Annotated in this window: 10 protein-coding genes and 7 pseudogenes; 7 read left to right on the top strand and 10 right to left on the bottom strand. The window is 65.2% G+C overall.

Annotation, left to right across the window (positions count from 1 at the left end; translation table 11 throughout):
* Window positions 1-88 precede the first annotated feature (88 nt).
* Window positions 89-268, bottom strand: coding sequence for a hypothetical protein (locus ACUDAL_RS10885; protein ID WP_444678150.1), 180 nt, complete (start codon window positions 266-268; stop codon window positions 89-91).
* Window positions 269-365: 97 nt separating this feature from the next.
* On the opposite strand from ACUDAL_RS10885, the pseudogene ACUDAL_RS10880 reads away from it, so the two are divergent.
* Together ACUDAL_RS10880 and ACUDAL_RS10875 are read left to right on the top strand one after the other, a co-directional pair.
* A pseudogene (locus ACUDAL_RS10880) lies at window positions 366-918 on the top strand (DUF924 family protein).
* An 86-nt stretch (window positions 919-1,004) separates the two neighbouring features.
* Window positions 1,005-1,247 (top strand): GlsB/YeaQ/YmgE family stress response membrane protein, encoded by a 243-nt coding sequence (locus ACUDAL_RS10875; protein WP_444678149.1) that lies wholly within the window; start codon window positions 1,005-1,007, stop codon window positions 1,245-1,247.
* A 69-nt stretch (window positions 1,248-1,316) separates the two neighbouring features.
* On the opposite strand, the gene ACUDAL_RS10870 is transcribed toward ACUDAL_RS10875, so the two are convergent.
* The gene (locus ACUDAL_RS10870) at window positions 1,317-1,991 is read right to left on the bottom strand and encodes a hypothetical protein (RefSeq protein WP_444678148.1); all 675 of its coding nucleotides are present in this window, start codon (window positions 1,989-1,991) and stop codon (window positions 1,317-1,319) included.
* A gap of 236 nt (window positions 1,992-2,227) precedes the next feature.
* On the opposite strand from ACUDAL_RS10870, the gene katE reads away from it, so the two are divergent.
* A complete protein-coding gene (katE, locus tag ACUDAL_RS10865; protein WP_444678147.1) occupies window positions 2,228-4,378 on the top strand; it encodes a catalase HPII in 2,151 nt (716 codons plus the stop codon).
* Between the two features lie 82 nt (window positions 4,379-4,460).
* Here the strand turns inward: katE and gabT are convergent.
* A pseudogene (gabT, locus tag ACUDAL_RS10860) lies at window positions 4,461-5,755 on the bottom strand (4-aminobutyrate--2-oxoglutarate transaminase).
* Window positions 5,756-5,789: 34 nt separating this feature from the next.
* Window positions 5,790-7,234 (bottom strand): annotated as a pseudogene (locus tag ACUDAL_RS10855) (NAD-dependent succinate-semialdehyde dehydrogenase).
* 251 nt (window positions 7,235-7,485) lie between these two features.
* Here ACUDAL_RS10855 and ACUDAL_RS10850 point away from each other — a divergent pair.
* Both ACUDAL_RS10850 and ACUDAL_RS10845 read left to right on the top strand, forming a co-directional pair.
* Window positions 7,486-9,963 (top strand): DUF1266 domain-containing protein, encoded by a 2,478-nt coding sequence (locus ACUDAL_RS10850; protein ID WP_444678146.1) that lies wholly within the window; start codon window positions 7,486-7,488, stop codon window positions 9,961-9,963.
* Window positions 9,964-10,202: 239 nt separating this feature from the next.
* Window positions 10,203-10,823, top strand: coding sequence for a C40 family peptidase (locus ACUDAL_RS10845; RefSeq protein WP_444678145.1), 621 nt, complete (start codon window positions 10,203-10,205; stop codon window positions 10,821-10,823).
* Between the two features lie 13 nt (window positions 10,824-10,836).
* On the opposite strand, the pseudogene ACUDAL_RS10840 reads toward ACUDAL_RS10845, so the two are convergent.
* Window positions 10,837-11,723, bottom strand: a pseudogene (locus ACUDAL_RS10840) (LysR family transcriptional regulator).
* Window positions 11,724-11,830: 107 nt separating this feature from the next.
* Here ACUDAL_RS10840 and ACUDAL_RS10835 point away from each other — a divergent pair.
* Window positions 11,831-13,030 (top strand): annotated as a pseudogene (locus tag ACUDAL_RS10835) (MFS transporter).
* A 118-nt stretch (window positions 13,031-13,148) separates the two neighbouring features.
* Here ACUDAL_RS10835 and ACUDAL_RS10830 read toward each other — a convergent pair.
* Window positions 13,149-13,631 carry an FKBP-type peptidyl-prolyl cis-trans isomerase gene (locus tag ACUDAL_RS10830; protein ID WP_444678144.1) on the bottom strand — a complete coding sequence of 161 codons (483 nt, stop codon included), beginning with the start codon at window positions 13,629-13,631 and terminating at the stop codon, window positions 13,149-13,151.
* A 203-nt stretch (window positions 13,632-13,834) separates the two neighbouring features.
* Here ACUDAL_RS10830 and ACUDAL_RS10825 point away from each other — a divergent pair, with 203 nt between their 5' ends.
* The gene (locus ACUDAL_RS10825; RefSeq protein ID WP_444678143.1) at window positions 13,835-14,119 is read left to right on the top strand and encodes a hypothetical protein; all 285 of its coding nucleotides are present in this window, start codon (window positions 13,835-13,837) and stop codon (window positions 14,117-14,119) included.
* Between the two features lie 142 nt (window positions 14,120-14,261).
* Here the strand turns inward: ACUDAL_RS10825 and ACUDAL_RS10820 are convergent, their stop codons facing one another.
* The 4 genes and pseudogenes from ACUDAL_RS10820 to ACUDAL_RS10805 all read right to left on the bottom strand — a co-directional run bounded on the left by ACUDAL_RS10820 (window position 14,262) and on the right by ACUDAL_RS10805 (window position 18,548).
* On the bottom strand, window positions 14,262-14,729 hold the full coding sequence (locus ACUDAL_RS10820; RefSeq protein WP_444678142.1) for a hypothetical protein: 468 nt from the start codon (window positions 14,727-14,729) through the stop codon (window positions 14,262-14,264).
* A 288-nt stretch (window positions 14,730-15,017) separates the two neighbouring features.
* Window positions 15,018-16,612: pseudogene (locus ACUDAL_RS10815) on the bottom strand (isocitrate lyase).
* Complete coding sequence (locus ACUDAL_RS10810) at window positions 16,569-17,372, bottom strand: GNAT family N-acetyltransferase (protein WP_444678141.1); 804 nt, start codon at window positions 17,370-17,372, stop codon at window positions 16,569-16,571. The pseudogene ACUDAL_RS10815 and the gene ACUDAL_RS10810 overlap by 44 nt, the downstream one beginning before the upstream one ends.
* Before the next feature lie 4 nt (window positions 17,373-17,376).
* Window positions 17,377-18,548: pseudogene (locus tag ACUDAL_RS10805) on the bottom strand (JmjC domain-containing protein).
* Window positions 18,549-18,561 lie beyond the last annotated feature (13 nt).

Here is an 18,561-nt window from a genome sequence, read left to right as displayed (position 1 = left end):
CATCCCTTCTCTACGGTTCAGTTCAACGGCTAATGTGAGGCTCATGGCCGTGTCTGGCAAGGCATGCCGGGAAAGCGCCGGGGCGGAATCACTGGCCGGTGAACAGTCGCATCCACAGCGGCAGGGCGGCGATCAGGAAGCCTGCCACCGCCAGCGCATAGCCGGGCCAGCGCCGCGTCATGCGCTGGGCGAGGGTCAGGCCGACCAAGCAGATCACCAGGCCGACGAGGTTGAAGACGAAGGTGAACATGCCGAGCATCGGAGTCATGGAGTCTCCCTTGGCCGATGATGGAGGAACGCGGCAAGCGTGAAAACAGGCATAGCCAAGTCCATGATATCAGGAGCACTCACCACGAGGACATGCGATGGACAACCGGCTTCCCGACCGCGCTGCGGTGCTGCACTTCTGGTTCGAGACGCTCGAACCCGCCCATTGGTTTCGCAAGGACGCGGCGCTCGACGATACGATTCGCGCTCGCTTCGGTCTGCTGCACGAGGCGGGCGCCGCCGGTGAGCTGTGGGAGTGGCGTGATACGCCCCGGGGCGGCTGGCCGAGATCCTGGTGCTCGACCAGTTCTCGCGCAACCTGTATCGCGATGACGCGCGGGCCTTCGACCAGGACCCCATGGCGCTGGTGCTGGCGCAGGAAGCCGTGGCGCAGGGGCTCGACCTTGCGCTGCCGGTGGTGGAAAGAAGCTTCCTCTACATGCCCTACATGCACAGCGAGTCGCTCAAGGTTCACGAGGAAGCACTGCGTCTGTTCGACCAGCCGGGGCTGGAAGACAGCCTGCGTTTCGAACATCTGCACCGCGATATCCTGCTGCGTTTCGGCCGCTACCCGCACCGCAATGCCGTGCTTGGCCGGGAGTCGAGCGCCGCGGAGAGGAGTTCCTCACGCAGCCGGGCTCGTCATTCTGAGCTACCCTTGGCAGTGAAGCTGCGCTTCGGCACCCTCAAGGTTCACCACGGGAACCGAAATCGATCAAAAGGAGAGGAGAGAGGACATGGGACTTATCGCCTGGCTGATCATTGGCGGTCTGGCCGGCTGGATTGCCGGTAACATCATGCGGGGTGGCGGCTTCGGTATCCTGCCCAACATCGGCGTGGGCATCGTAGGCGCGGTAATCGGCGGTTTCCTGTTCCGCCTGCTGGGGCTGGGAGCCGAAGGCATGATCGGTTCGCTGGTTACGGCAACGGTGGGGGCGGTGCTATTGCTGTGGATCATTTCGAAGGTGCGCAAGACATAGCCCCGCACGCCTGAGACGATGCGGCCCGGGCTTTGCTCGGGCCGCTTGCGTTATGACTGGCCGCAGGCGTTAGAAGGTGTAGCTGATGCCGATCACGGCCACCGGGTAGAAGGGCAGCTTGTCGGCTTCGTCTTTCAGGCGCTGCTCTTCACTACGGATATTCTGGCGCAAGTCGGTGTCTCTCTGCTCGCGTCCGCTGGACGTGCTCAATGAAACATCGATATTAGTGGTCATTACGCCCACTTCGGAGAAGAAGCCGAAGCCGCTGCGGTGCGAGCTGCGCCAGCCCAGCCCGGCATAGGGCTGCACGCCGTCGGCGATGGTCAGGGTGCCATTCAGCGTACCGATCTCACTAGTCTGGTAGTCGGTCTCTCCGATCTTTATCGTTTGATTGTCCTTGGCGCGACCCACCACGTTGGCTTCCATGTCCGGCAGCATCACACCGGCGGTGAGGAAGAAACGACCGCCGAAAGGATAGTAGTCCAGCGCGAGCTTGCCCGCGGAAAGGCTCACGTCGCCTGTATAGTTGATGTCGTCGCTATCGAAGTCGCCGTCCCAGTCCAGCCCGCCGGTATAGCGCGCCGAGACCCCCAGCCGTTCATGGAAGCGCCATGCGACATCCGCGCCCACGCCGGTGGTGCCGGCAACCGCACCCAGCGTGACGCGGTTTTCGAAGGCTTGGGCCTGGGCCGTGCCCAGGGTGACGAGAGCCGCGGCGATTCCTGTGGCCAGTAATTTTTTCATTGCAATTTCCTTGGTAGGTGAAGCGAGGCACATCACGTACCCCATACCCCTATCGGCGGCCTGCTGGGCAGCTTGAACCGGATTGGCTGCGCCTTTCGTCGTGATAGGCGGAGTCGATTGGCGCTGCCCAGCCTGCCAGCTACCTTTGACAGGCGAGGCCCGAACGCAGCGCGATGGCCGGACGTGCAGGAAGCGCGGCGCAGGGTGAAGTCAGACCGGACAAAAGGAGCTTGCCCATGGCGAACAATCCCCACACCACGCCCAACAGTGGACCGCCCAACGACACGGATTTCAGTACCGACGAACACAGCAAGTCGGCGCAGCTCGAGACGTATCGACGCGATGCCACCGGTCACGACCTGCGTACCAACCACGGTGCGCGCATTGCCGATAACCACAATTCGCTGAAGGCGGGCGAGCGGGGGCCCACGCTGCTCGAGGACTTCATCTTCCGTGAGAAGCTCAACCACTTCGACAACGAGCGCATTCCGGAACGCATCGTGCACGCCCGCGGCGCGGCGGCCCACGGCTACTTCCAGCCCTACGACAATGCCGCCCAGTACTCCAAGGCGGGGCTGTTCCAGGACCCGGGCAAGAAGACCCCGGTTTTCGTGCGTTTCTCCACCGTGCAGGGCGCGCGCGGCTCCAACGACACCGTACGCGACGTGCGCGGCTTCGCCACCAAGTTCTATACCGATGAGGGCAACTGGGACCTGGTGGCCAACAACATGCCGGTATTCTTCATCCAGGATGCAATCAAGTTTCCTGATTTCGTCCACGCGGTGAAGCCCGAGCCGCACAACGAGATTCCCCAGGGCCAGTCGGCCCACGACACCTTCTGGGACTTCGTCTCGCTGATGCCGGAATCGACCCATATGGTGCTGTGGACCATGTCCGACCGCGCCTTCCCACGCCACTACCGCAACATGGAAGGTTTCGGCGTGCACACCTTCCGCCTGATCGACAAGCAGGGCAAGGCGCGCTTCGTCAAGTTCCACTGGAAGCCGCTGGCCGGCACCTGCTCGCTGATCTGGGATGAGGCGCAGAAGCTGTGGGGCCGCGACCCCGACTTCAACCGGCGCATGATGTGGGAGGATATTGAGAACGGCGATTTTCTCGAGTTCGAGTTCGGCATTCAGGTAGTCGAGGAGGAGGATGAGCACTCCTTCGACTTCGACCTGCTCGACCCGACCAAGCTGATCCCAGAGGAGCTGGTGCCTGTCGTTCCCATCGGCAAGATGGTGCTCAACCGCAACCCGGACAATTACTTCGCCGAGACCGAGCAGGTTGCGTTCAACCCTGCCCATATCGTGCCGGGGATCGACTTCAGCAACGACCCGCTGCTGCAGGGCCGGCTGTTCTCCTACCTGGATACCCAGATGCTGCGCCTGGGCGGGCCCAACTTCAACGAGCTGCCGATCAACCAGCCGGTATGCCCGTTCCACAACAACCAGCGTGACTCGATGCATCGCCAGACCATCGACAAGGGCCAGGCCTCCTACGAGCCCAACTCCATCGACGGCGGCTGGCCCAGCGAAACCCCGGCAGGGCCGGAACATGGTGGCTTCGAGTCGCACTACGAGCGCATCGACGCACACAAGGTTCGCGCCCGCAGCGCTTCGTTCGGCGATCACTACTCGCAGGCCACGCTGTTCTGGAACAGCCAGACGGACGTGGAGAAGGAGCACATCATTGCCGCCTACACCTTCGAGCTCTCCAAGGTGCAGCGCCCCTGGATCCGCGAACGCGTGATCAAGGAGATCCTGCCCAATATCGACCTGGAGCTGGCGCGCCGGGTGGGCGAGAGCCACGGCATCGAGACACCCAGCAAGAAGCCGGCCTCAGCGGAGCAGCTGGGCAAGAGCACCCAGCTCGAATCGCCGACCCTGAGCCTGATGGCACGGCTGCCGGGGAACATCCAGTTCCGTAAGGTGGCGATCCTGGCCGCCGACGGCGTCGATGCCGGCCAGGTCGAGGCGATCAAGCAGAAGCTCGAGGCCGAGGGTGCCGAAGGCAAGGTGATTGCGCCCAGCATGGCGCCGCTGAAGGCCGCCAACGGCAAGAGCGTGACGCCTGACGCCATGCTCAATGGCATGCCGTCGGTGGCGGTGGATGCAGTGATCGTGCCCGGTGGCAGCGCCAGCGTGGATGTCCTGGCAAGCTCGGGACTGGGGCGCTACTACGTGCAGGAGGCCTACAAGCACCTCAAGGCGATTGCCGCGGTGGGCGACGGCAAGGGATTGCTGGACGCTGCGGGCGTGCCCACCGGCGAAGAGGGCGTGCTGACCGACAGCTCGCTGGATGCTGTCTTCACGCAGCTGCGTGACGCCATGGCCCAGCACCGGGTGTGGGCGCGCGACGCCAAGGCCAACGACATGCCGGCCTGAGGGGGAGTCGCACGTCTACCCTGCCTGAACGACGACGCCCGCCGGCAGCCGCCAGCGGGCGTCGTCAGGTGCACGGGTGAGATCAGGCGGTGGCCGGGCTGCCCACCAGTTCCTTGAGGGAAGCCTCGATGATGCCCAGCCCCTCTTCGAGCACCTCGTCCTCGATGGTCACCGGCATCAGGAAGCGGATGGTGTTGCCGTACATGCCGCAGGAGAGCAGGATCAGTCCCTTTTCCCGGGCCTTCTTGCACAGCGCCGCGGCCAGATCGGCGTCGGGCGTGCGGCTGCCCTTGTCGGTGACCAGTTCGAAGGCGGCCATGGCGCCCAGGTGGCGCACGTTGTCGACGCACTCGTAGGCCTGCTGCCAGGCGTTGAAACGCTTGGCCAGCGTCTCGCCCAGGGCGTGGCTGCGTGCCAGGATGTTCTCCTCTTCCATCACCTCGATCACGGCCAGGGCTGCGGCGCAGGAGAGCGGGTTACCGCTGTAGGTGCCGCCCAGCGAGTTGGGGCCGGAGCTGTCCATCACGTCGGCGCGGCCGACCACGGCGGAGATCGGCATGCCGTCCGCCAGGCTCTTGGCGGTAGTCAGCAGGTCCGGCTTGACCCCGCTGTGCTCGCAGGCGAACAGCTTGCCGGTGCGGCCGAAGCCGGACTGCACTTCGTCGATGATCAGCATGATGCCGTGCTCATCGCAGATTGCCCGCAGCGCTTTGAGGAAGCTGGGTGGGGCGACATAGAAACCGCCTTCGCCCAGTACCGGCTCGATCACGATGGCGGCGGTGCGGTGGGCGGGGATGTCGGTCTTGAACAGCATCTTCAGGCCGCGCAGCGCCTGCTCTTCGGTGATGCCGTGGTAGGGCACCGGGAAAGGCGCGCGGAACACTTCCCCGGCATGGGGCCGAAGTCGTTCTTATAGGGCACAACCTTGCCGGTCATGGCCAGGGTCATGAAGGTGCGGCCGTGGTAGCCGCCGTCGAAGCAGATCACGCCGCTGCGGCCGGTGGCGGCCCGCGCGATCTTGACGGCGTTCTCCAGGGCTTCGGCACCAGAATTGACCAGCATGACCTTGGCGGCATCGCCGTTGACGGGAGTGAGGGTGGCCAGCTTCTCGGCCAGCTGCACATAGGGTGCGTAGGGCATGACCACGGCGCAGGTGTGCATCAGCTTGTCGAGCTGCGCCTTGACCGCCTCGACCACGCGAGGGTGGCGATGCCCGATGTTGAGCACCCCGATGCCGCCGGCGAAATCGATCAGGCGATTGCCGTCGGCGTCCCAGATCTCGGCGTTCTCGCCGCGCTCGGCGAACTGGGTAGCGGGGCTGGCGCAGCCGTTGGCCACGTAGCGCTGTTTGAGTTCGTTGAGCTGTGCGTTGTTCATCTAGCGTACCTCCATGGAAAGACGGTGAAGGCGATCAGAGGCCGCCGACACAGACGTATTTTAGTTCAGTGAATTCGTCCAGGCCGTGATGCGAGCCTTCGCGGCCGAGGCCCGACTCCTTCACGCCGCCGAACGGGGCCAGCTCGGTGGACAGGATGCCTTCGTTGACCGCCACCATGCCGTATTCCAGGCCTTCCATGACGTGCCAGATGCGCCGATAGTCACGCGCATAGAAATAGGCCGCCAGGCCGAATTCGGTGGCGTTGGCCATGGCGATCGCCTGCTCATCGCTGTCGAAGCGGAACACCGGGGCCAGCGGGCCGAAGGTCTCTTCACGGGCCACGCGCATCGCGTCGGTGACGTCCGCAATGACCGTGGGCTGGAAGAAGGTGCCGCCGAGGGCATGGGGCTCGCCGCCGCACACCAGCCGGCCGCCCTTGGCCAGGGCATCGGCGATGTGGGACTGCACCTTGTCCACCGCCGCCTGGTTGATCAAGGGGCCCTGCACCACGCCTTCCTCCAGGCCGTTGCCAACCTGCAGCTGGGCGACCCGGGCGGCCAGCTTGTCGACGAAGGCGTCATACACGCCGGACTGAACCAGCAGGCGGTTGGTGCACACGCAGGTCTGGCCGGAGTTGCGGTACTTTGACGCCACGGCGCCCTCCACCGCGGCATCCAGGTCGGCATCGTCGAAGACGATGAAGGGGCGTTGCCACCGAGTTCCATGGAGGCCTTCTTGACCGTGCTAGCGCACTGGGCGAGCAGCCGTTTGCCTACCGGGGTGGAGCCGGTGAAGGAGATCTTGCGTACCCGCGGGTCGGTGGTCAGGACCTCGCCGATCTCGGCGGGGCGGCTTGCGGTAACCACGTTGAGCACCCCGGCGGGGAAGCCGACGTCCTGCGCCAGCTTGGCCAGCGCCAAGGCGGTGAGCGGTGTGGCCTCGGCCGGTTTGATCACCACCGGGCAGCCGGCGGCCAGCGCCGGGGCGCACTTGCGTGTGATCATCGCTAGCGGGAAATTCCACGGGGTGATTGCCGCCACCACGCCGATCGGCTCGCGAAATACCAGAATGCGCTTGTCGGCGCCGTGGCTCGGCAGGGTCTCACCAGCCATGCGCTTGGCTTCCTCGGCATAGAACTCCACGAAGGAGGCGCCGTAAGCCACCTCGCCGCGGGACTCGGCCAGCGGCTTGCCCTGCTCCAGGGTCATCAGGCGGGCCAGCGCTTCCTGGTGCGCCATGATGGCGTCGAACCAGGCGCGCAGCAGGGTAGCGCGCTGCTTGGCGGTCTGCCGCCGCCAGGCCGGCCAGGCGGCTTCAGCGGCGGCCACGGCATCGCGGGCGTCGGCGGCGGTGAGGTCGGGCACTTGGGCCAGCACCTCGCCGGTGGCGGGGTTGGTGACGGCGAAGCGCAGCTCGGCATCGCGCCACTCACCGCCAATCAAGGCCTTGTCGATCAGGATTTCCGCAGGGAGAGACATGGGGGCTCCATGTGTGTTGATTATCTTGTCTATAGAGTGTGCATTATTTAAAACGAGGCGCCAAGATGCGCATTGCTCGGCAGAACACCTTTTTTGCTTTGGCAAGGATCCTGCCCGGGCTGAGTAGCGCCGGGTCAAGGGCACCGATGTCTACCTGTTGCCCATCGGCGAAAGGGGCGCTTTCCGCTACACTAGGCGCCGATTCGTTCTGGCGCGGTGAACCGTGCCGTTCCCTTGAGGCAGACTCCGAGGTGAGACTTGGTCGACCCCTTTACGCCTGGTGGGCCCAGCAGCTGGTGCTGTGCGAATGGGCTTTCGAGCCTGAACCCATCATGATCGAGACCGATGCCGCAACGGCCAGGCTAGCCGAGCTCGGCGTCATGGAAAGCGGTGAGCTCGGCTGGCGCCTGATCGAGGCACTGCGCACGGGAAGCCCCGACCCCGCCCGTCTGCTGGCGGGGCTCGAGCTGGTGGCGCTGGCGGGGGCTGCCGGCTGGCTGACCGAGACGCGTGCCCGCCACTGGGCACTGCGGCTGGCCGACGAGATCACTGGCCACTTCGCCAGCCTGGATGCCTGGCACGAGGCGCTGCTGCATGCCAAGAGTGCCGAAGGCTGGGTGCGGGGCGACGATGTCTTCTGGGAGGCCTGCGAAGCCCTGGCCGCCTTGGAGCATCAGGGCGAGGGCATCACCTGGGAACTGATCGCCGAGTGGGTAACGCACCACCGGCGCAAGCCGCTGTCGCTGTGGCCCGATGGGCCGGGTGAGGGCGTTTGGCGGCTGCGCGCCGCCTTCGCTCCGCTGCCAGGGTTGCCGGCGGCGCGTCCCGACGGCCCTGAGGGCGAGGAGGCGCGGCGTTGGCTCAGCCATGACTGGCAGCTCGAGGATCGCACCGCACTGATCCAGAACCTGCTGTGGATGGCGGGCCAGGGGCAGCGCCACGGCTGGGATCTCGACGCGACCCGCCTGCTGCAGGCGCAGGGCGATGCCCGTGGCCAGTGGCGCGAGAGCCTGGGTGAAGCCGAGCAGGACTATGGCCAGGTCATGCTCGACTTCATCGACAAGGGCGAACCGCTGGAGTGGGCCGCCTGGGACTGGCTGAGAATGGTCGACCTGGCGTGGCTCGGGATCTGCGCGGGCTGGCTCACGCTCGATGAGGGCCATGACTTCGCCGTGCATGCGGCCGACCTGCTGCAGCGGCGCTACAGCGACTGGTCGGCGTTGGCACGCTCCTACCAGCGTGGCCGTAGCCTGTTCGAAGGCAGCAACTGCCTGGCGGACATGGCTCGCGACTGGGAGCTGCTGCTGGGCTCCCCGGTCAGCCCCTGGCGAGTGCCGCTGCAGGAGCTGCTCGATGAGCAGGAGAAGCAAGCGTCGCGTCAGGCGGTGGCCGAGTGGCGGCGCTCCGCCCGGCACTGGGTGCTGGCGCTCGCCTCGGTGCGCGAACCGGAGCTCGCCATGCGCCAGGGCCTGCTGCAACCGCTGCCCCAGGCGCGCCGCGATGACGCGCTGCAGTATCTGCAGGAAACGCTTGGCCTCTACCCGGATGAAGGCATCGAAGCCCTGGCCCGCTATTGGCTACCGGCCCAGGCGCATCACCTGAACCAGCTGGCCGCAGACGCCGCCCATAGCGCCTTGCCGCCCAGCGACACGCCATTCGGTAGGCCGGCGCTTGCCGATCTGGGCAGCCTAGCTGCGCTGAAGCAGGGCAGCCGCCATGCGGCCACCATCCACATGGCCGAGAAGTACGCCTTTTACCTGCAGATGGCGATGGACAGCGAGGCCTTCGATCCGACAGCGCTGGAAGCGCTGGCCGAATCGCTGCGGGGTACTCTGAGTCGCTTCTATCCCGATGCGCGCCGCCTGCTCGAAGCCTGGGCCCAGTGGGAGGCACTGCTGCCCGAGGGAGAGCACCCGCCGCTGGTCAACGAGATCCGCTGGCACCTCGACGACCCGGGCAGTCCCTTCCATTGGCTCGACTGGCGCAGCACTCAGTGGCAGGAGCCGGGCCCGCGTCCCACGCTGTCGCGCTTCACCGCCATGGCGTTGGTCGGACCGCTGAACAGTGCGGCCTGGAGCGAACCTCACCGCGAGAGCGAGCGCGAGGCGGCGTCGATCCATGAGTGGATCGACAGTCACTACGGCTTGCATGGACAGGCCGAGCTCATCGAGTTTCTCGATTTCCTGCTTGAAGCGGGGGATCGGCAGGATTACCAGATCAACTATGCCCCCTATACCCTGAACGCCCAGCGCCTTGCCTCCGAGATCGCCATGCTCGACTCCGGCGACCTCAGCGAGGAGGACCGCAACCACCTGCTGCGACTGCAGCGAGTGCGAGACAACACCGACGGCTGCAACGAGCTGGACATGACCGCCTGGGACATCGCCCAAGCGGTGGACCTGGCAATTGCCGGGCGCCAGCTGGGATGGCTGGACGAGTCCGCTTTTGCCAGTGTGCTGGAGCGATCCCATGCCCTGGCTGCCGCACACTATGGTGGTTGGCGTGCCTACGCCAGCGGCCTGCATGCCGGCTTCTCGTTCTTCATGGGCGACACCCCCGAACGGGAAAGCTTCCTGGAGGGTTTCCGCCAGGCGCTGGTGGCGTGGCTGTCGGGAGCGCCGCCGCTGGCCGGGGCCTGGGCAAGCCTGGATTTCCCGGGCGCCAGACCGTCTCACTGGGCGCCCCAGCACATCGATACCTTGCCGGGGGATACACGCACGCTACATTAGGGCTCGCTCTAGTGAAAAAGTGTGGTTATAGTCATCACGTTTATGGGAACGGCCCCGCGCTCTAGGGGCCTTTAAAAAAATATCGCGAGCCGCCAAAGGCCGCTTTGGCAGTGGTACGGGCAGGTTGCCAGGCACCACTACCACAGCGAATGTCCTGAAGTTAAGCAGCAGTTGGTCAGCGCTGAGCCAGCCTTGGCTCATCGGGACGCGTGCGGCTCAGGGAATAAGGAATTCGCAGGATGGTCGCAACGGGATCGACGCGTATCGTGTTGCTTTGCATCTCTCTGGGGTTATTGACCGGATGTGCCGGTTCGGCGAAGCAGTCCCAGGGCGTGGAAGATTACTTCGCCCTTCAGCTGCCCGGCATGCCAGCTTCCTGGAACCCCATGATGTCCCCGGTGGACAACCCGCTGTTGCGCGCCGACAGCCTTCACGGCCCCAACCAGGCCGTGGTCCGCGAGGCGCTGCTGGCACAGCATCGCCGCTGGGCGGGCACCCCCTACCGGCTGGGCGGCACCACCGAGCGAGGTATCGATTGCTCGGCGCTGGTGCGCAACGTCTTCAGCGAAACTTTCCGCCTCGACCTGCCTCGCTCCACCGGGGAACAGGTTCAGAAGGGCACCCAGGTCGGGCTCGATGAGCTGCAGGTCGGTGATCTGGTCTTCTTCCGCCCGCCAGGCGCCTATGATCATGTCGGAATCTATGTCGGCGAGGGTTTCTTCCTGCACGCTTCCACCTCGCAGGGCGTGATCCTATCGGAGCTCGACAATACCTACTGGAAGCGTCACTTCTGGCAGGCGCGCCGAACGCTGGAGCCGACGACCCTGGCGCAGCGCGTCGCCGACCTCGGCGAAGGCTGAGTCCAGGCTTCCGCTAGAGCGTCTCATGGTGTTCGGTCACGAACGCCACGAAGGCGCTCTCGGCGCGAGACAGGTACTCCCCTTGGCCCAGGCCAGCGATAGGTCGAGCCAGGCCGGGCGGTCGAACGAGACCGCGGCAAGGCCAGGCTCGTCAACCACCCGGCGCAGGAAGGTGGTGATGCCGAAACCCTGGCGCACGATCGCCTTGGTCAGCGGGATCAAGTTCGACTGGAAGGCAATATTGGCGACAAGCCCGGTTTGACGCGACAGGGCGTCGACAAATTCGCGATGGAAGTAGCCATCCTGAAACAGCACCAGCGGCTCCTGAAAGAATTCGGCGGCGCTCACGCTGCGCCGCTGAGCAAACGGATGGTCGCGGGGCACGCAAACCACCATCTCTTCCCGCACCAGCCGTCGCCGCTCCATCTGACGGCTCTGCTCGTCGTCGATTACCACCCCCAGATCCAGCTCCCCCGCGGCAATCATGCTCTGCAGTCGGCGTGCGCCCGCTTCCACCACGGTCAGGCGAATGCCGGGATGGCGTGCCTTGAACCCCATCAGCAGCGGCGGGAAATAGTACGAGCCGAGCATCGACGGAATGCCGATGCGGACCTCGCCCTTGACCAGTCCGTGCAGTTCCCGCATGGCCAGGTGGGTCGCCTCGGCGCGCTCGAGCAGTTCGCGGGCATGGGCATAGAGCGCCTCGCCCTCCGGGGTCAGGGCGATGCGCCGCTCGTGGCGGTGGAAGAGCCGCAGCTCCAGCTGGCGCTCGAGGTTGGCGATGGTCTGGCTGACGGCCGACTGGGCCACGTGCAGCTCGCGGGCCGCGGCGCTGAAGCCGGCATGTTCGGCTACGGTGACGAAGACGCGCAGGGCACGCAGGTCGAAGGGCAGGCTCATATCGCTCCGCAATAAGAAAAAGAGATGTTTGTCATCGTTTTCTTCTGTTTGGCTTATTATGTGGCATCACTGATCATGTGACACCGGTAATCGCTCAGGTTCTTCGCATGATCGCTGCACACTCGCGCGCCTGGTGGCGCGCTACCCTGGCTCTCTGCCTGGGTTCCATTCTGGTCTTCTTCAATCTCTATGCGCCGCAGCCGCTGCTGCCCGACCTGCGCCAGCTGTACGGGGTCTCGACCCTGGCGGTCAGCCTGATCATGTCGGTCGCTACCCTGGCCCTGGCGGCATCGCTGCTGGTCTTCGGCCCGCTGTCGGATGCCATCGGGCGCGGCGGAATTATGCGCATCACTCTGCTGCTGACCGGACTGTGCTCGCTGGGGCTAGCCTTGGCGCCCAACTTCGAGACGCTGCTGGCCCTGCGCCTGGTACAGGGCTTCGTGCTCGGTGGGCTGCCGGCGGTGGCCATCGCCTGGATGGGCGACGAGTTCGATCGCCCGGCGCTGATGGCGGCGGTGGGGCTCTATATCGGCGCCAATACGCTGGGGGAATCGGCGGTCGCCTGATCGGTGGCGGCGTCGGTGAGCTGGGGGGCCGGCGCCGGCTTCCTCACCGTCGGGCTGGTCACGCTGGTTGGTGTGGCGCTGTTCTGGAAGCTGCTGCCGCCGCCTCGCCAGTTCAGCCCGCGGCGCTTCGAGCTGCGTGCCGCCCTGGCCGACCTGGGCGGGCACCTACGCCACCCGCTGCTGCTGGCCGCCTACCTGCTCGGCGGCATCAACTTCCTCATTTTCATCAACCAGTACAGCTACATCACCTTTCGCCTGGCCGATGAGCCGTTTGGCCTCAGCGCCCGCTGGCTGGGGATGATCTTCCTCACCTACCTCGGCGGCACGCTGAGTTCGGCGCTCTCTGGCCGGCTGACCCGGCATCTCAGCCAGCCGGCCTGCATGACGCTGGGCATCGCCATCCTGATGGCGGGTACCTACATCACTCTGTCGCCCTCGCTGGCCTGGATCATCGCCGGGCTGACGATCAATGCGGTGGGGTTCTTTCTCGCTCACTCGATGGCCTCGAGCTGGGTCAGCCGCCAGGCGCAGACGGCACGCGGCAGTGCCTCGGCCCTCTACCTGGTGTTCTACTACCTGGGTGCCAGCCTGGGTAGCCTGTGGCTCGAGCCGTTCTGGCAGCGGGCCGGCTGGTTCGGGGTTGCCGTCGGTTCGTGGCTACTGCTCGGCGTCACCCTCGCCATCGCGCTGTGGTTGTGGCAGGGCGAGCGCAGCCGTGCCCGGGTAGCCCTGGTACGCTAGGCGGGTCGCTCCTCGCCGTGGCTAGCCCGATGCTGGCCGTTGTAAGGCGGGGCGCTGAAAAACAGAGGGGCAGCCATCTGGCTGCCCCTGGTCGTCTCGCGTGGAAACGTGCGTCGACTCAGTGTTCGACGCCGCCTTCACCGTGGACGTGGCCGTGCTCGATTTCTTCCTGGCTGGCTTCACGCACGTTGGCGATCTCGACATCGAAGTTGAGCTTCTGTCCGGCCAGCGGGTGGTTGCCGTCGACGGTGACGGTATCGCCTTCGACTTTGGTGACGGTGACCATCATCGGACCACCTTGGGTCTGGGCCTGGAACTGCATGCCCGGCTCCACGGCCTCCACGCCCTGGAAGGCATCGCGCGGCACTTCCTGCACGAGCTGCGGCTGCACCTCGCCGTAGCCTTCTTCCGGCGACACGGAGACGTTCAGCTTATCGCCGGCGGCACGACCCTCAAGCTGGCGCTCGAGCCCGGGAATGATGTTACCGGCACCGTGCAGGTAGGTCAGCGGCTGACGGCCCTCGGAGCTGTCGAGCACTTCGCCCGCATCGTTGGTCAGGGTGTAGTGGAATGCGACGACGGAATTCTGCGCAATCTGCATGAGTAGCCTTTCTTTGGGTGCATGTAGCCAATATGGTAACGCGCCATTCCAAGGCTGTCAGGGGAGGAGAGACATTTTCAGGTTGCTCGCCAACGGCCTGAGCCTCATTCACGCCTATTGGCCTAGTTGCGCGGCCCGTGCCGCGAGGCTACCCTAGCGGGATTCTTTTGCCCTGTCCCTGAAACCTACCATGGAGCCTACCCATGACCGAGATCGTGCTCTGGCTGATCGCCTTTGCCCTCATCCTGTACTTCTGCATCAAGCAGTGGGAAACCACCGTCAGCGCCGGAGTGAGCAAGGTCGTTCCGCGTGTGATCAAGAGCAACGACGACAACCGCTGGGTCTGGAGCCTGGCGCTGGCCGTGCTGGGTGCCACCGCGTTGGTACGTCCTGTCGATATGCTGCTGACTCTGATCCTGGTTGCACTGCTGGCCCTGATCGTGCGCAAGGCGGTGAGCTGGGGCATGAACAAGGCCACCTTTCACTAACACATGGTGGCCGGGTCGGGGCGACACCCGACCCGTGGCTCGCAGAGTTGCTGCATAAAGCTGCGCTATGAAAGAAGCGCCCGTGGCATCGCCACGGGCCTTCTTATTACTGGGGCCTACGCTTGCTGCGAGAGAGTGGGCTTCAGTAGGGCGCTACGCTCACATCGGCGCCGCTGCCAATGATGCGAACGCGCTGGCCGACCTGGAAGGGGCGGTCGGCTTTCTGCACGATCACCACGTTCTGGCCGTCGTCGCGGCGGATCTCCATTTCCCAGGCGCGCACGCGGTTGGTGGACTCCTCGATGGCGCTGCCGGCCACGGCACCGCCGATCACACCCGCCGCGGTTGCCAGCTGACGGCCAGTGCCGCCACCTACCTGCCTGCCGAGCATGCCGCCGACCACGGCGCCGCCGCCGGTGCCGACGATACCGCCCATGCGGCTGTCAGCTTGGAGCTGCACCTGACGCAGGGCAGTGATGGTGCCGAAGGTGACGGTCTGGGCCGTCTGGGCCTGGCTACCGCGATAGACGTCGCCGCCCATGGTCGAGGTGTTGGCACAGCCGGCCAGGGTAAGCGCGCCAAGGGCCAGCACGGGAAGAAGACGCTTCATGGACACCTCCTGAGGGCAAGGTCGATTCCGATCTCGTAGGAGCATCGTCGTTGCCGTGATTATACGAAACACTGTTTGCTAACTAGCCTAACTCGTCATGGCCCATTTGACCAGTACGGCGCCGGGGAGTGCCCGGGGCAGCGAAATAAGCCAGGCTCAAGGCTGACTCACCAGCGACAGACGCAAGGTCTGTTCCGGCTGCACCCGCCAAGGCGCTGGGCAAGGGAAGCACGAAAAAGGGAGGCACAAGGCCTCCCCAAGGGTTCCAGTCGTTTACGTCACGCCATGTCAGCCGAACTGGTTCATGGTGTTGTCCTTGCCACCGGCCTTCAGGGCCGCTTCGCCGTGGAAGAACTCCTTGTGGTCGTCGCCGATGTTGGAGCCGGCCATGTCCTGGTGCTTCACGGTGGCGATACCTTCGCGAATCTCGCGGCGCTGAACGCCCGCCACGTAGGCCAGCATGCCTTCGTCGCCGAAGTAGCCCTTGGCCAGGTTGTCGGTGGACAGCGCGGCGGTGTGGTAGGTCGGCAGCGTGATCAGGTGGTGGAAGATGCCTCGCCTCGCGCGCGGCGTCGCGCTGGAAGTTGCGAGTCCACTCGTCGGCCAGCTTGCCCAGGTCGGTGTTGTCGTACTCGGCGCTCATCAGCTTGCTGCGCTCGTAGGCGGAGACGTCCTTGCCTTCCTTCTCCCAGGCGTCGAACACCTGCTGGCGGAAGTTCAGCGTCCAGTTGAAGGACGGGGAGTTGTTGTAGACCAGCTTGGCGTCCGGCACCACTTCGCGGATACGGTTGACCATGCTGGCGATCTGGCCGACGTGGGGCTTCTCGGTCTCGATCCACAGCAGGTCGGCGCCGTTCTGCAGGCTGGTGATGCAGTCCAGCACCACGCGGTCCTCGCCGGTACCCGGCTTGAACTGGTAGAGGCCGGAGGCCAGGCGCTTGACCTTGACCAGCTTGCCGTTCTGCTTGATCACCACGTCGCCGTTGTCGATGTCGGAGGCGCTGGTGATCTCGTCGCCGTCGAGGAAGCTGTTGTACTGGTCGCCCAGGTCGCCCGGCTCCTTGGTCACGGCGATCTTCTGGGTCAGGCCGGCGCCCAGGAGTCGGTGCGGGCGACGATGACGCCATCATCAACGCCCAGCTCGAGGAAGGCGTAACGCACGGCGTTGATCTTGGCCAGGAAGTCCTCGTGGGGCACGGTGACTTTGCCGTCCTGGTGACCGCACTGTTTCTCGTCGGAGACCTGGTTCTCGATCTGGATGCAGCAGGCACCCGCTTCGATCATCTTCTTGGCCAGCAGGTAGGTCGCCTCGGCGTTGCCGAAACCGGCGTCGATGTCGGCGATGATCGACACTACGTGGGTCTCGTGGTTGTCGATCTTGGCGATCAGCTCCTCGGCCTTCGCCGTGTCGCCGGCCTTCTGGGCCTCTTCCAGGTCACGGAACAGGTGGTTGAGTTCCCAGGCGTCGGCCTGGCGCAGGAAGGTGTAGAGCTCTTCGATCAGGCCTGCGACGGTGGTCTTCTCGTGCATGGACTGGTCGGGCAGCGGGCCGAATTCGAGCGCAGCGCGGCCACCATCCAGCCGGAGAGGTAGAGGTAGCGGCGCTTGGTGGTGCCGAAGTGCTTCTTGATGGAGATCAGCTTCTGCTGGCCGATGAAGCCGTGCCAGCAGCCCAGCGACTGAGTGTACTGAGCGCTGTCGGCGTCATAGGCGGCCATGTCCTCGCGCATGATCTTGGCGGTGTACTTGGCAATGTCCAGGCCGGTCTTGAAGCGGTTCTGGGCGCGCATGCGGGCAGCGCTCTCGGGGCTGATGCTAGCCCACTTGCCTTGCTGGGCTTCACGCAGTTGAGCCAGTGCCTTGATGTCGTCTTTGTAGGACATGGAACCATCCTCCTCGGGTCTGGTGCGGTCGAGCAGGGCATGCATAATGCTGCACCCGCGAAATGAGATCAGGTTCGGCCTTCGGAAGCGGCTTGTCTGTGCTGCCTTGGTCGTACCTTGGCGAATTTGAAACGTCTGTATGAATTCGACTACAGGGATGTGATCGAACAGTCGTTTCGTCCCTCGCCCTGGCATGCACTATGGCGCATGTGGCGCGGGCTTCACAATGGGCACTTTGGGGAAGGCAGGGTTGTAGTATGACTACAAGAGGGCGTTGGGGCGCCCTCTTGCTGTAGTGGTTTTTCGTTTGAAGTTCGGGGAGACGCCTAGCTACCGTTGAGCAAAAGGCGCATGTTGCGGTGCGGAATGCCGGCGTCCATGAAATTTCGCCGAAGGCGACGAAGCCCAGATTTTCATAGAAGGCGAGGGCGTGGGTCTGAGCCGCGAGTTCCACCTGGGCGTGGCCCAGGCGTCGCGCGGAGTCGATGGCGGCTTCCATCAGCGCCGCGCCGATGCCCAGCCCGCGCGCGTCGCGCAGCACGGCGACCCGGCCGATATGGCCGTCGGGCAGCAGCCGGGCCGTGCCCAGCGCCGCCTCGCCGCGCAGGGCGACGAAATGGCGGCAGGTGTCGTCGCGCCCGTCCCACTCCTCGGCGAGCGGTACTCGCTGCTCGTCAATGAACACCACGCGGCGGATCTCGCCGGCCAGCTTGCCAAGCTCCGCCCAGCTGCCCTCCTGAATGATGACTGGCTCTGGCACTCGCTTACTCCTCTTCGTCATACCAGCCGAGGCTGCCGGCATCGAGCAGCCTGGCAAGCAGTTCGGCAGCGCCTTCGAGCAACAGCAGATCGGCGTCTAGCGGAGTGTCGGCGGCCAGGGCACGGGCCAGCGGCAGCGCGCATTCGATGCCGTCGCCATCGACGAACAGGGTGGCGCGCTCGCCCTCGCCGGCGCGCCAGGCGAAGCGCGATCCGGGGCTGCGCAGCAACTCCTCGCCATCCTGTAGTATCGCGACAAGCGCATCGACGTCGGTCGGGCGTTCGCTTGGCACCAACTGGTCGGGATACTTGGGCTGAGTCATCACCCGGCCGAACCACTGGGCCAACTGAGCCGGGTCGTCGAGGGTGGCCAGGATCAGGCGGCGCATGCGCTCGAGCGAGGCGTCATCGAGTTCCGCGGGGTCGGCGGGCGGTGCCATGCCGGCATCGCCGTAGCGCAGCGACGCGGGCAGCTGCTCGCCGAGGTAGTCGGCGAACGAGGTGATAGCTTCATCCGCCGACGGGGCGCGAAAGCCCACCGAGTAGGTCATGCAGTCGTCGGACTGGCTGACGCCATGGTGGGCCCAGCCCGGCGGCAGGTAGAGCATGTCGCCGGGTTCCAGCACCCAGTCGTCGCCGGGCTCGACCTCGAAGCGCTCGAGAATACGCAGGTCGATGCCGCCGAGGATCGGGGCGTCGTCTGCCACCTTACCGCCGAGCTGCCAGCGACGCTTGCCCAGGCCCTGGATCAGGAAGACGTCGTACTGATCGACGTGGGGGCCGACGCTGCCCCCGGCGGGGCGTAGCTGATCATGATGTCATCGAGTCGCCAGCGTGGCAGGAAGTCGAAATTCGCGAGCAGCTCGGCCACCTCAGGCACGTAGTGGTCTACCGCCTGCACCAGCAGGGTCCAGTCGCGCTCGGGCAGCTCGCCGAACACGGCCTCGTCGAAGGGGCCGTGGCTGACCTGCCAGGGGCCGTCTGGGCCATCCTCCTCCACCAGCCGGGCCTCGACGCCCTCTTCGCAGGCAAGCCCGGCCAGCTCGTCGGGATCGAGCGGACTTTCGAAATCGGGAAAGGCGCCGCGGATCAGCAGCGGCTTGCGCTGCCAGTAATCGTGCAGGAACTCGGCGGCGGTGAGGCCGCCCAGCAGGGTGAGGGGGCTGTCGGTCGGCATAGGGACTCGCTAT

The organism is Halomonas sp. E19, from assembly GCF_052439355.1.
GTDB lineage: Bacteria > Pseudomonadota > Gammaproteobacteria > Pseudomonadales > Halomonadaceae > Halomonas.
This window is presented reverse-complemented; position numbering and strand designations above follow the sequence as displayed.

Excerpts from the sequence above, each read along its gene's own strand:
- ACUDAL_RS10885 (WP_444678150.1), bottom strand. The coding sequence starts at position 268 with ATGACTCCGATGCTCGGCATGTTCACCTTCGTCTTCAACCTCGTCGGC.
- ACUDAL_RS10875 (WP_444678149.1), top strand. The coding sequence starts at position 1,005 with ATGGGACTTATCGCCTGGCTGATCATTGGCGGTCTGGCCGGCTGGATT.
- ACUDAL_RS10870 (WP_444678148.1), bottom strand. The coding sequence starts at position 1,991 with ATGAAAAAATTACTGGCCACAGGAATCGCCGCGGCTCTCGTCACCCTG.
- katE (WP_444678147.1), top strand. The coding sequence starts at position 2,228 with ATGGCGAACAATCCCCACACCACGCCCAACAGTGGACCGCCCAACGAC.
- ACUDAL_RS10845 (WP_444678145.1), top strand. The coding sequence starts at position 10,203 with ATGGTCGCAACGGGATCGACGCGTATCGTGTTGCTTTGCATCTCTCTG.
- ACUDAL_RS10830 (WP_444678144.1), bottom strand. The coding sequence starts at position 13,631 with ATGCAGATTGCGCAGAATTCCGTCGTCGCATTCCACTACACCCTGACC.
- ACUDAL_RS10825 (WP_444678143.1), top strand. The coding sequence starts at position 13,835 with ATGACCGAGATCGTGCTCTGGCTGATCGCCTTTGCCCTCATCCTGTAC.
- ACUDAL_RS10820 (WP_444678142.1), bottom strand. The coding sequence starts at position 14,729 with ATGAAGCGTCTTCTTCCCGTGCTGGCCCTTGGCGCGCTTACCCTGGCC.